This is a genomic window from Actinomadura fibrosa (genome assembly GCF_900659615.1).
GTDB lineage: Bacteria > Actinomycetota > Actinomycetes > Streptosporangiales > Streptosporangiaceae > Spirillospora > Spirillospora fibrosa.
Genome location: NZ_CAACUY010000109.1, coordinates 19,008 through 29,794, shown reverse-complemented (window position 1 = coordinate 29,794; position 10,787 = coordinate 19,008). Strand labels below are relative to the sequence as shown.

Below are 10,787 nucleotides of genomic sequence, written 5' to 3'. Positions count from 1 at the left end.
AGCCACGCGACCAGGTCGGCGCGGGCCGCGGTGCGCTCGCGGTGCCCGGCGACCAGGCGGGTCCGGCCGCGCAGGACGCGGTCCAGCGCGTCGCCGACGCGGGCCTCGGTGGCGCCGTCGAGGCTGGACGTGGCGTCGTCGAGGATCACCACGCGGGCGTCGCGGCAGACGGCCCGGGCGAGGCCGAGCCGTTGCAGCTCGCCGCCGGACAGCGTCAGCCCGGCCACCGCGGTGTGCTCCCGGTGCGGCAGCCGCGCGACGAAGGCGTCCGCGCCGCACGCGGCCAGCGCAGCGCGAACGCTCCGGCGTTCAACCGGCCGGTCGGCGTAGGCGACGGCGTCGGCGACCGTGTCGCCGAGCAGGTTGGGACGCTCGAACGCGTACGCGATGGCGACACGGGCTTGCGCGGCGTCCAGCTCGCGCAGCGGGACGCCGTCCAGCTCCACGTCGCCGGTGTCGGGGCTGAGAAGTCCACCCGCCACCTCGGCCAAGGCGGACTTGCCCGCGCCGGACCGTCCGACCAGGGCCACGGAGCATCCGGCGGGAACGTCCAGGTTCACGTCGCGGAGGACCCAGTGCTCCCCGCGGCGCACACCGATCCCGCGCAGGGTCAGCCGCCCGCCGCCGTTCGGAAGCGCCCGAGCGCCGGTCGCGGGGACGGGCGCATCGAGCACCTCTTGGACGCGTGCCGCGCAGCCGTGGGCCCGTGCCAGCCCGCCGAGCGGACCCGCCAGCCTGAGCAGGCCGAGCGCGAGCCCCGTGTAGGCGGACGCGGCGGGCAGCGCGCCGGGACCGAGGCCGCCGGACGCCACCGCGACGCCCGCCGTCCCGAGGACCAGGACCTGCGTCAGCGGGGCGGCGAGGCCGAGCCGGACGGCCATGCGCCGCTGCACGTCCCAGAACCGGTCCCCGGCGGCGCGCAGGTCGGCCAGCGGCTGCCGCACCCGCGCGATCTCCCGGTCCAGCGTTCCGGCCGCGCGGATCGCCGGAGCGCCCCGCACCGCTTCGACCAGCCGGGCCGACAGCTCGCCGAGCACGCTCATGTAGCGGCCGGTGAACAGCGACATCTGCCCCAGGGACGAGCGGGTCGTCCACGCCGCCGCGGGCGCCGCGCACAGGAACAGCAGGCCCAGGCGGACGTCCAGCGCGAACAGCGCCGCCAGCCCGCCGAGCGAGATCACCACGGACGTCGCCGCCCGAGCCGCCGCGACCGGGGCGGCGGCGGCCTCGTGGGCCGCGCCGGTCAGCCTGCTCAGCAGGTCCCCGGTGTCGAAGGCGCGCTGGCCGCGCAGGTCCAGCGCCAGGACGTGCCGGACCAGGCGGCGCCGCAGGTGCAGGGCGCCGCGCTCCTGCACGACCGCGGCAGCCAGCCGCCGGGCCGCCTCGGAGACCGTCGCCAGCAGGAGCACGCCGAGCGCCGGCACCGCCGCGGGCGCGATCGGGGACCCGGCCAGCGCGGCGTCCACGGCGCGGGCCACGGTGGCGGGCAGGGTCAGCAGCGTGGCCGCCTCCAGCAGCGAGGCGGCGGCCAGCACGAGCCCCCAGCGGCCCGACGACCGCGCCGCTCCCCGGAGCGCCTCGGCGGTCCCGCCCATGTCACCTCCCGGACGTGCGATTCGTTGTCGGACGTGCGAAAGGGGCGCCGCCACCAGCCCTCATGGCGGCGCCCCTGCCGGACATGGCGCCTCACGGCGCCTCATGGTGCCGCGAGATCAGTGCCACTCGTCGAACGGCATGTAGATCTCGTCGTTGTTCCGGATCCCGGTGTTGCCGGTCGCCTCGGTGAAGTCGCCGAGGTCGATGACCTCCGGCGCCTCGTAGGAGAACGCGTCCATCTCTTTCACCTCCTTTCCGCATGGTCGGATGGTGTACGGGCGGTCTCTCCGGCCCTGGCGGTCGCCGACCGGTCTTCGGAGACCGGCGGCCGGCGCCTCGGGGCCGGTGGGCGGGGCGGCCCGACGGAGATGAGCCGTCCGTAGAAGGCGGCGCCGGCGCGCTCGCCGATCATGACGCCGCCGGCCTCGACCCAGGCGTGCGCCATGAACGGAGGAGCCGTGAGCACGCCGACGCACCAGGTAGGCCACACTCCGCGCGTCCGGCCGAGCAGCACCACCGCCAGGGAGCGCCGCAGGCACGCCTCGGTCCCGTGCGATCGCAGGCTCGCGGCGAGGACGTCGCTCAACAGCGCCTCCGCCTCGTCGCGGGTGGCGGGCCGTGCGCCCCTGGAGGCGAACGCGAGCACCTTCTCGATCCGCCGCGGCTTCAGGCGGGCCAGGCAGGCGCCGGCGCCGACGGCCAGGCGGACCCGGACGCGGGGCCTCATGAGGCCACCAGCCCGAGGTCGCGGAGCCTGGCGAGGAGGCCGGCGATGTCCGCGCGGGCCCGGTCCTCGGCGATCCCGTACCGTTCGTGCAGTTCCCGGGCCGTGCCGGGGACGTCGCCGCCGTCCTCCAGCAGCCCGACGATGACGGCCGCCGTGCGGCTCAGCCGGAAGTACCTGCCGCGCCGCTCGTCCAGGAGCACTTCGCCGTACTCGGTGGCGGTGCGGGCGATGTCGCCGCTCAGACGGAAGACCTGCGCCATCACGCACCCGCTCTCGACGACGGGACCGCGGCGGCGGCCCTTCGCTGGTAGGTCAGGACGGCCGCGCAGTTGACCGTCAGGTCGAGCGCGCCGTCCCGCTTGCGATGCCGCTGGGGGCGGGTGTGCTCCCGCAGCGCCGCCAGGTCGATCAGACCGGCCGCCGCCAGGCCCGACTCCTCGCAGAGGGCCATGAGCTCGTCCCAGTACCGGTCGAGCCCGCGCGCCGCCTGCGGAGCGCCGCCGATCTTGGTCGAGCGCGCGAGGAAGTCGTCGGGGAGCCTGCCCCGCATCGCGGCCTTGATCAGCGGCTTGTACTCGGTCGGAGCGTCGCGGTCCGCCAGCCGGACCGACAGGCAGGCCTCCACGACACGGTCGTCGAAGAAGGGCGACTCCATCGCGATGCCGTACCAGGCACCGAGCTGCTGGACGCCTCGCGAGATCCTCGTGCCGTCCCGGACGACCGCGAGCTGCGCGTGCGCCGCGCGGGTCGGTCCGAGAGGCCGCGCCCGCCCGGCCTGCCCGGCCAGACGTCGTGCGAGGAGCGCGGCGGCGTCGTCGGTCAGCCAGCGCGGGAGCCGGATGTCGGCGCCCCACGTCAGGGTCTGCTCCGTCCGCTCCTGGTCGGCCCGCCGGAGCCCGGCCGCCTGAGCGTCGAGCCACCGCGCGTACGAGGTCCTGTTCAGCAGGGGCCCGATTCCCGCCAGGGTGGGTTTTCCGGCGAGGCATTGGGCGGCGCGTACGTGGCGCAGCGCCAGCAGCGGATGCCGCCGGAACAGCGTGTGGTGGATCGCGGCCGGCGAGCGCAGCAGATGGTCGCCGCCGAGGCCGGTCAGGTACGCGCGGGCACCGCGGTCACGGGCGCGGACGGCGCCGGCAGCCAGCCGAGGGCCCGCCAGGACGGCCTGGGACGGGCGGTCCATGCGGTGCCTCGCCGAGAGGATGCCCTCGAAGAAGTCCGGCATATAAGCCATCGACACCGCTTCGTGCTCCAGGCCCGGCATCGCGGGCAGAGCCTTCCGCGCCCACTCCAGGTCCTCGGTGCCGGTCGGATCAGCGTTGTAGCCGGTATGGGACAGGACGCGGGCCGGTCCCCTGACGGCGAAGTAGCACAGCGGCGTCGAGTCCAGCCCGCCGGACAGGTCGCAGTGGATCACACCACCGGCCGCGGTACGCGCGGCCACGGCGCCTTCGAGAGCGCGTGCCAGCGCCTCGGCCCCTTCGCTCCTGGACAGTTCGGCGTCCGGCTGCCGCCACCACGTCACCGAGCGGCACGTCCCGTCGCGCTCCACGAGCAGGTACGCCTCGGGCTCGACCGGCTCCACGCCGCGCCACAGCGGCAGGTCGCCCAGCGGGCGCGGCAGGCCCCGCACCAGCGCCGCCGCGAGCGCCAGGTCGTCGTAGGGCAGCCCGCCGAGGTCGGCGAGCACGTCCGCCCGATCGGAGGCGACCGGCACACCGCCGATCACGGCGTGAAAGACCCGCCGCATCCCCGACGCGGCCCCTTGCGCGCGGAGCCGCCCATCGGCGGCGCCGAGCAGGTGGAATCCACCGGCCAGCATCCGCGCCGTCGCGTCCAGCTGCTCGACGGACGCGAGCCGGCCGGCCGCGGCGTCCAGTCCCGCGGCGGTGGCCGAGGAGTACCCGAGCACGGCGACCCGAGCGTCACGCGCCCGCCCCACGGCCACCTGGTCGTCCGGCATCTCCCCCATGAGCCAGGGCCGCCCGGAGGGATGGTCCTCCAACCGGCGCGCCCCGGCGGGAAGCCGCTCCACGACGTCGGACGCGGCGTCCGTGTCCGGCAGCATCACGAAATACCAACCCGGGCTCGTCAGTGCTCCCATCGCGAGCTCCCCTCGTCTACCTGGTCTCCTTCAACGCTTATAACGCTAGGTAGCGAGGACGTCACGCGCACGTCACTCAATCAGGGGACATGCGGGGAGCGCCCGACGAGCGGCGGCCCCTGGGCCGGGGGACGCCTGGGTGGCCTGGCCCGGCGGCACGTGCGGGTAAAGCAATCGTGTCGGCGGGCCGGAGAGCGTTGCGGCGCCCCCGCCGAGCACTAATGTGACGCCTCAGCACGATCTGATCACCAGGCGTGACCTCCGGTTCGCCGCCCACTCCCGCTGGAGCCCTGTTGCTGCTGTTGCTCGCCGCGTACTGCGCGGCCGCGGCGGCGGCGCCGGTACTCGTGCGGGCCCTCGGGCGGGGCGCGTTCCCGCCGCTGGCGGCGGTGCTCGCCGCGGCGGCCGCGTGGGCGGCGGAGCCGTGGCTGCGCGGCGGCGCGCCGCGCACCGAGTCGTGGTCGTGGATCCCCGGCCTCGGGCTGCACCTGTACCTGCGCTCCGACCCGCTGACCTGGATGATGACGGTCGTCGTCGGCGGCGTCGGCGCGCTCGTCGTGCTGTACTGCGGGCACTACTTCGGCGGCGCGGAGCCGAAGCTCGGCGCGTTCGCCGGGGAGCTGGTCGCGTTCGGCGCCGCGATGCTCGGGCTGGCCCTGGCCGACGACCTCGTCCTGCTGTACGTGTTCTGGGAGCTGACGACCGTCCTGTCGTACCTGCTCATCGGGTACGACGCGGAGCGCGGCGCCGCCCGGCGCGCGGCGACGCAGGCGATCGTCATCACCACGTTCGGCGGGCTGGCGATGCTCGTCGGGCTCCTCCTGCTCGGGCAGGCCGCGGGCACCGGGCGGCTGTCGGCGATCGTCGCGGCGCCGCCCGGCGGGGGCACCGTGACGGCCGCGGTCGTGCTGATCCTCGCCGGCGCGCTGGCGAAGTCGGCGATCGTCCCGTTCGGCCTGTGGCTGCCGGGGGCGATGGCCGCGCCGACGCCGGTCAGCGCGTTCCTGCACGCCGCCGCGATGGTGAAGGCGGGCGTGTTCCTCGTCGCGCGGCTCGCGCCCGCGTTCGCCGGGACGCCCGGCTGGCGGCCGATCGTGCTGGGCTGCGGCGTCGCGACGATGCTGCTGGCCGGATGGCGGGCGCTGCGCGAGCACGACCTGAAGCTGCTGCTCGCCTACGGGACGGTCAGCCAGCTCGGGTTCATGATCGTGCTGGTCGGCACGGGGAACCGGGTCGCCGCGCTCGCCGGGTTCACGGTGCTGCTCGCGCACGCCCTGTTCAAGTCGGCCCTGTTCCTCGCGGTCGGGGTGGTCGACCACGCCACGGGCACGCGCGACCTGCGCAAGCTGTCCGGGCTCGGACGCGAGACGCCGGTGCTGGCCGGGGCGGCGATCGCGGCGGCGGCGTCGATGGCGGGCGTCCCGGCGACGCTCGGGTTCGCCGGGAAGGAGGCCGCGTACGAGGCGTTCCTCGGCGGCGATGCCTGGCTGCTCGTCCTGCTCACGGTGGGGTCGGCGCTGACCGCCGCGTACAGCCTGCGGTTCCTGTGGGGCGCGTTCGCGCGCAAGGAGGGCGTCGCGCCGCGCGACGTGCACGGTCCCGGGACTCTGCTGGTCGCGCCGGTGGTGCTGCTCGCGGCGGCGGGCGTCGTCGTCGGGCTGCTCGCCGCGCGGCTGGACGCGCCGATCGGGCGGGAGGCCGCGCCGTTCCCGGTGACCCGGCACGGCGGCTACCACCTGTCCGCGTGGCACGGGTTCGGCCTGCCGCTGCTGCTCACGGCGGTGTCGCTGGCGCTGGGCGCCGCGCTGTTCGCCCTGGGACGGCACATCGCGCGCGTCCCCCAGTTCTTCGAGCCCGAGCGGGTCTACCTGCGGTTCATGCACGGGCTCAGCACGTTCGCGCTGCAACTCACCGGGACCGTGCAGCGCGGGTCGCTGCCCGACTACCTGCTGGTCATCCTGCTCACCGCCGTCGCCCTGGCGGGCGGCGCCGTCGTGGCGGGGCTGCCGTGGCCGGACCCGCTCGGCGGGCGGCTCTGGGACTCCCCCGCGCAGGCGCTCGTCGCGCTGCTCACCGTCGCCGCGGCGGCCGCGGCGATCCGGGCCCGCGACCGGGGGCAGACGGTGGTGCTGTCCGGCGCGTCCGGGTTCGGGGTCTCCACGCTGTTCGTCCTGCACGGGGCTCCCGACCTGGCGCTCACTCAGTTCCTCGCCGAGACCGCGGGCCTGATCGTCTTCGTGCTGGTGCTGCGGCGGCTGCCCGCCCGGTTCTCGACGCGCTCCCCCGCGCAGCGCACCGTCCACCTGGTGACCGGCGCGCTGGCCGGGCTCACCGCGACCGCCGTCACGCTGCTCGCCGCGCAGGCCCGCCGCGACGTCCCAGTCTCCGCCGCCTACCCCGGCGCCGCCCACGAGGCTGGCGGCGGCAACATCGTCGCGCTGACGCTGGTCGACCTGCGCGCCTGGGACACGTTCGGCGAGAGCGCCGTCATCACGCTCGCCGCCCTCGGCGTGACCAGCATGGTGTTCGCGCGGCGGCCGCTGTCGGCGCCGCCCCCGCCCGGTCCCGGCACCAGCGTGTGGGGCGTCGAGGAGATCACCGCCCTGGACGCCGCCCCGCCCCCCGGATGGCTCGCGGCCGGGTCCACGCTCGCCGCCGAACGGCGCTCCATCGTGTTCGAGGCCGTCGCCCGGGCGATCTTCCACACCGTGCTGCTGTACTCGCTGTTCCTGCTGTTCACCGCGCACTCCGCGCCCGGCGGCGGGTTCGCGGGCGGCATCGTCGCGGGGCTCGCGCTCGCCGTCCGCTACCTCGCGGGCGGCCCGTACGAGCTGCACGAGGCGGCGCCGGTCCCGGCGGGCGCTCTGCTCGGCGCGGGCATGATCGTCGCGGCCGGGACCGGACTCGGCGGGCTGGCCTGGGGCGACGCGGTGCTGGAGAGCACGTCCGTGGACGTCCACCTGCCCGTGCTCGGCCACGTCCACTTCGTCACGTCGCTGCTGTTCGAGACCGGCGTCTACCTGATCGTCGTCGGGCTCGTGCTCACCGTGCTCACCGTGCTCGGCGCCGAGATCGACCGGCAGACCGCGGCGGACCGCACCGGCGAAGGGACCGCCTGATGAGCCCGTCGCTGATTCTCGCCGCGACCGGCGGGACGCTCGTCGCCGCCGGGGTCGTGCTGCTGTTGGAGCGCAGCCTGTCCCGGCTCGTTGTAGGGGTCCTGATGCTCGGCAACGGGGTGAACCTGCTGATCCTCACCGCGGGCGGCCCCTCCGGCGCCGCGCCGATCCTCACCGGCCACGGCCCGCACGACGGCCCGCGCGGCGCGCTCAGCGACCCGCTGCCGCAGGCGATGATCCTCACCGCGATCGTGATCTCGATGGGGTCGGCGGCGTTCGTGCTGGCCATCGCCTACCGCGACGGGAGGCTCAGCGGCGACGACGACGTCCGCGACGACATCGAGGACCTCCGGCTGCGCCGGGAGAGCGAGGACGACGTCGGCCTGCGCGCCGAGCGCGAGCGGCGCGCCGTCGCCGACCCCTCCGAGCTCGGCGCCCGCGAGGAGTCCGACAGCGACTTCCCCGGCGGCGTCCCCCGCGACGTTCGCCGCCGGTCGGGACGGGGCGGCCGGTGAGCGTGCTCGTCCCGCTGCCGGTGCTGCTGCCCGTCCTCGCCGCCGGCGTCAAGATCCTCATCGGACCGCGGCGGCCGGTGCTGAAACGCGCGATCAGCCTCGCCGCGCTCGCCGCGGTGCTCGGCGTCGCGGTCGTCCTGCTGGTCCGCGCCGACCGGGACGGCCCGCAGACCGCGCGGCTCGGCGGCTGGCCCGCGCCGGTCGGCATCACGCTCGTCGCGGACCGGCTGTCGGCGCTGATGCTCGCCGTGTCGGCCGCCGTCACCCTGTGCGTGATGGTGTACGCGCTCGGGCAGGACGTCGCCGAACGCGACCGCGACACGCCGCTGTCGGTGTTCCACCCGTCCTACCTGCTGCTGACCGCCGGCGTCTGCGACGCGTTCCTCGCCGGCGACCTGTTCAACATGTTCGTCGGCTTCGAGATGATGCTGATGGCCAGCTACGTGCTGGTGACCCTCGGCGGCACCATGGCCCGCGTCCGCGCCGGGACGACCTACATCGTCGTCGCGCTGCTGTCGTCGATGCTGTTCCTCGTCGCGATCGCCGTCCTGTACGCCGCGACGGGCACCGTCGACATGGCGCAGCTGTCGGCGCGGATCGCCGGGCTGCCCGCCTCCGTCGCCCGGATCGCCGAGGTGGCGCTGCTCGCGGCGTTCGCGGTGAAGGCGGCGGTGTTCCCGCTGTCGATGTGGCTGCCCGACTCCTACCCGTCCGCGCCGACCCCGGTCGGCGCCGTGTTCGCCGGGCTGCTCACCAAGATCGGCGTGTACGGGATCGTCCGGGCCGAGACGCTGCTGTTCCCGGACGGCCACCTGCGCCGGGTCCTGCTGATCGCGGCGCTGCTGAGCATGCTCGCCGGGGTGCTCGGCGCGATGGTGCAGATCGACGTGCGGCGGCTGCTGTCGTTCACGCTGGTGAGCCATATCGGCTACATGGTCTTCGGGGTGGCGCTGGACTCGGCGGCGGGGCTCGCCGCGACCGTCTTCTACGTCCTGCACCACATCACGGTGCAGACCACGCTGTTCCTGGCCGCCGGGCTGATCGACCGGCGCGGCGGCACGACGTCGCTGGCCCGGCTCGGCGGGCTCGCGCGCACCGCGCCGCTCGTCGGCGCGCTGTTCTTCGTCCCGGCGATGAACCTCGGCGGGATCCCGCCGCTGTCGGGATTCATCGGCAAGCTCGGGCTCCTGCGGGCGGGCCTCGCCCAGGGCGGGCCGCTGGTGGACGCCCTCGTCGCGGGCGCCGCGGTGACGAGCCTGCTGACCCTGTACTCGCTGGTTAAGGTGTGGAACCAGGCGTTCTGGAGCGCCCCGCCGGACGACCCTCCGCCGGACGCGCGGACCGCGCGGCTGCCCGCCGCGATGGTCGCCGGGAGCGCCGCGCTGGTCGTCCTCAGCCTCGCCTACACCGCGGCGGGCGGCCCGCTGTACGCGCTGTGCGAGCGCGCCGCCGCCGAACTGCTGGCCCCGGAGACCTACACGCGGGCCGTTTTCCCATCGGGAGGCGCCACTTGAGGGAGTCCACCGCCGGACGCCGCCGCGCGGTCCGGCTGCCCGCGGTCGTCTGGCTGACGCTCGTATGGGTGCTGCTGTGGGACCGGCCGACCGTCGCGAACCTGCTGTCCGGGCTGGTCCTCGCGGTGCTGCTCCAGCTGGCGTTCCCGCTCCCGCCGGTCGGCCCGCAGCTGCGGCTGAGGCCCTTCGGGCTCGCCGTGTTCGCGCTGCGCGCCGCCGCCGACCTGCTGCACAGCGCCGGGCCGCTGGCCTGGCAGGCGGCGGGCGGGCGCGGCCGGTGCGCGCGCAACTCGGTCATCGCGGTCCCGCTGCGCACCCGCTCCGACTCGATCCTCACCATCATGGCGATCGCGCTGTCGGCGACGCCCGGCACGCTGGTGCTGGACGTCCGGCACTCCGACGCGACGCTGTTCCTGCACGTCCTCGGCGCCGGCGACGACGCGGCCGTGGCGAAGGCCCGGCGGGACGTGCAGGCGCTCGAACGCCGGACGGTCCGCGCCTTCGGCACCCGCGACGACCTGCGCGCCCTCGCGGGGGACGGGACGTGACGGCCGTGCTCGGCGCGGTCGCGGCCGTGCTGTTCCTCGCCGCCGTGTGCACGCTCGTCCGGATCGTCCGGGGGCCGTCGATGCTCGACCGGGCGATGGCGCTGGACGTCCTGCTCGCCGTGATCATGGCGGGGCTGGGCGTGTCCGCGGTCGCCGAGGGGGACACGTGGGTGATGCCGACGCTGCTGGCCCTGTCGCTGCTGGCCTTCGTCGGCTCGGTCGCGGTCGCCCGGTTCCTCGTCCCCCACGCCGCCCGGCCGGACGAACCGGACCAGGGGGCGGACGCGTGAGGACGGCGTTCACGGCGGCGCTCCTGCTGCTCGGCGCGGGCGCCTCGCTCAGCGCCGGGCTCGGCGTGCTGCGGCTGCCCGACCTGTTCACCCGGATGCACGCCGCGACGAAGTCGCAGGCCGTCGGGCTGCTGCTGGTGCTGGCCGGCGTCGGCGTCCGGTTCCCGACCGTCGAGGTGCTCACCTCGCTGGCGCTGGTCGCACTGCTCCAGCTGATCACCGTCCCGGTCGCGGCGCACCTGGTCGGCCGCGCCGCCTACCGCACCGGCCGCGTCGACCGCGGCCTCCTGCACACCGACGAACTGGAGCGCGCGCTCGAAGCACCGGACGAGGACTGAGCCCGGCGTGCAACGCGGGGACGCCGGGGAGCCGCACTC

Annotated in this window: 11 protein-coding genes; 6 read left to right on the top strand and 5 right to left on the bottom strand. The window is 75.6% G+C overall.

Translation table 11 applies throughout. From position 1 onward, the window contains the following. From E1300_RS29085 to E1300_RS29065, 5 genes are all read right to left on the bottom strand, one after another. Positions 1 to 1,595 (bottom strand): ABC transporter ATP-binding protein (locus tag E1300_RS29085; RefSeq protein ID WP_131760282.1); only part of this gene is annotated, 1,595 nt, incomplete at its 3' end. 117 nt (positions 1,596 to 1,712) lie between these two features. Continuing rightward, positions 1,713 to 1,835 carry a keywimysin-related RiPP gene (locus E1300_RS29080; RefSeq protein WP_131760281.1) on the bottom strand — a complete coding sequence of 41 codons (123 nt, stop codon included), beginning with the start codon at positions 1,833 to 1,835 and terminating at the stop codon, positions 1,713 to 1,715. Positions 1,836 to 1,840: 5 nt separating this feature from the next. Next, positions 1,841 to 2,323, bottom strand: a complete 483-nt coding sequence (locus tag E1300_RS29075) for a lasso peptide biosynthesis B2 protein (protein WP_131760280.1) — start codon at positions 2,321 to 2,323, stop codon at positions 1,841 to 1,843. After that, positions 2,320 to 2,583 carry a lasso peptide biosynthesis PqqD family chaperone gene (locus E1300_RS29070; protein WP_131760279.1) on the bottom strand — a complete coding sequence of 88 codons (264 nt, stop codon included), beginning with the start codon at positions 2,581 to 2,583 and terminating at the stop codon, positions 2,320 to 2,322. Before E1300_RS29070 ends, E1300_RS29075 begins: the two co-directional genes overlap by 4 nt. Beyond that, positions 2,583 to 4,424 carry an asparagine synthase-related protein gene (locus E1300_RS29065; RefSeq protein ID WP_131760278.1) on the bottom strand — a complete coding sequence of 614 codons (1,842 nt, stop codon included), beginning with the start codon at positions 4,422 to 4,424 and terminating at the stop codon, positions 2,583 to 2,585. The genes E1300_RS29070 and E1300_RS29065 overlap by 1 nt, the downstream gene beginning before the upstream one ends. A gap of 293 nt (positions 4,425 to 4,717) precedes the next feature. Between E1300_RS29065 and E1300_RS29060 the strand changes: the two genes are divergently transcribed. The 6 genes from E1300_RS29060 to mnhG are packed head-to-tail and all read left to right on the top strand — an operon-like array spanning position 4,718 to position 10,748. Further along, complete coding sequence (locus tag E1300_RS29060) at positions 4,718 to 7,543, top strand: Na+/H+ antiporter subunit A (protein ID WP_131760277.1); 2,826 nt, start codon at positions 4,718 to 4,720, stop codon at positions 7,541 to 7,543. Beyond that, complete coding sequence (locus E1300_RS29055; RefSeq protein ID WP_131760276.1) at positions 7,543 to 8,058, top strand: Na(+)/H(+) antiporter subunit C; 516 nt, start codon at positions 7,543 to 7,545, stop codon at positions 8,056 to 8,058. Before E1300_RS29060 ends, E1300_RS29055 begins: the two co-directional genes overlap by 1 nt. After that, on the top strand, positions 8,055 to 9,572 hold the full coding sequence (locus tag E1300_RS29050; RefSeq protein WP_131760275.1) for a Na+/H+ antiporter subunit D: 1,518 nt from the start codon (positions 8,055 to 8,057) through the stop codon (positions 9,570 to 9,572). Before E1300_RS29055 ends, E1300_RS29050 begins: the two co-directional genes overlap by 4 nt. Continuing rightward, positions 9,569 to 10,120: a Na+/H+ antiporter subunit E gene (locus tag E1300_RS29045; protein ID WP_131760274.1), complete on the top strand. Its 552-nt coding sequence runs from the start codon at positions 9,569 to 9,571 to the stop codon at positions 10,118 to 10,120. The genes E1300_RS29050 and E1300_RS29045 overlap by 4 nt, the downstream gene beginning before the upstream one ends. Continuing rightward, positions 10,117 to 10,410, top strand: a complete 294-nt coding sequence (locus tag E1300_RS29040; protein WP_207400017.1) for a monovalent cation/H+ antiporter complex subunit F — start codon at positions 10,117 to 10,119, stop codon at positions 10,408 to 10,410. The genes E1300_RS29045 and E1300_RS29040 overlap by 4 nt, the downstream gene beginning before the upstream one ends. Further along, a complete protein-coding gene (gene mnhG, locus E1300_RS29035; RefSeq protein WP_131760273.1) occupies positions 10,407 to 10,748 on the top strand; it encodes a monovalent cation/H(+) antiporter subunit G in 342 nt (113 codons plus the stop codon). Before E1300_RS29040 ends, mnhG begins: the two co-directional genes overlap by 4 nt. The last annotated feature ends 39 nt before the right edge of the window (positions 10,749 to 10,787 follow it).

What these genes read in the sequence shown, in the direction of transcription:
- E1300_RS29070 (WP_131760279.1), bottom strand. Translation starts at nt 2,583, where the DNA reads ATGGCGCAGGTCTTCCGTCTGAGCGGCGACATCGCCCGCACCGCCACC.
- E1300_RS29075 (WP_131760280.1), bottom strand. Translation starts at nt 2,323, where the DNA reads ATGAGGCCCCGCGTCCGGGTCCGCCTGGCCGTCGGCGCCGGCGCCTGC.
- E1300_RS29065 (WP_131760278.1), bottom strand. Translation starts at nt 4,424, where the DNA reads ATGGGAGCACTGACGAGCCCGGGTTGGTATTTCGTGATGCTGCCGGAC.
- E1300_RS29080 (WP_131760281.1), bottom strand. Translation starts at nt 1,835, where the DNA reads ATGGACGCGTTCTCCTACGAGGCGCCGGAGGTCATCGACCTCGGCGAC.
- E1300_RS29055 (WP_131760276.1), top strand. Translation starts at nt 7,543, where the DNA reads ATGAGCCCGTCGCTGATTCTCGCCGCGACCGGCGGGACGCTCGTCGCC.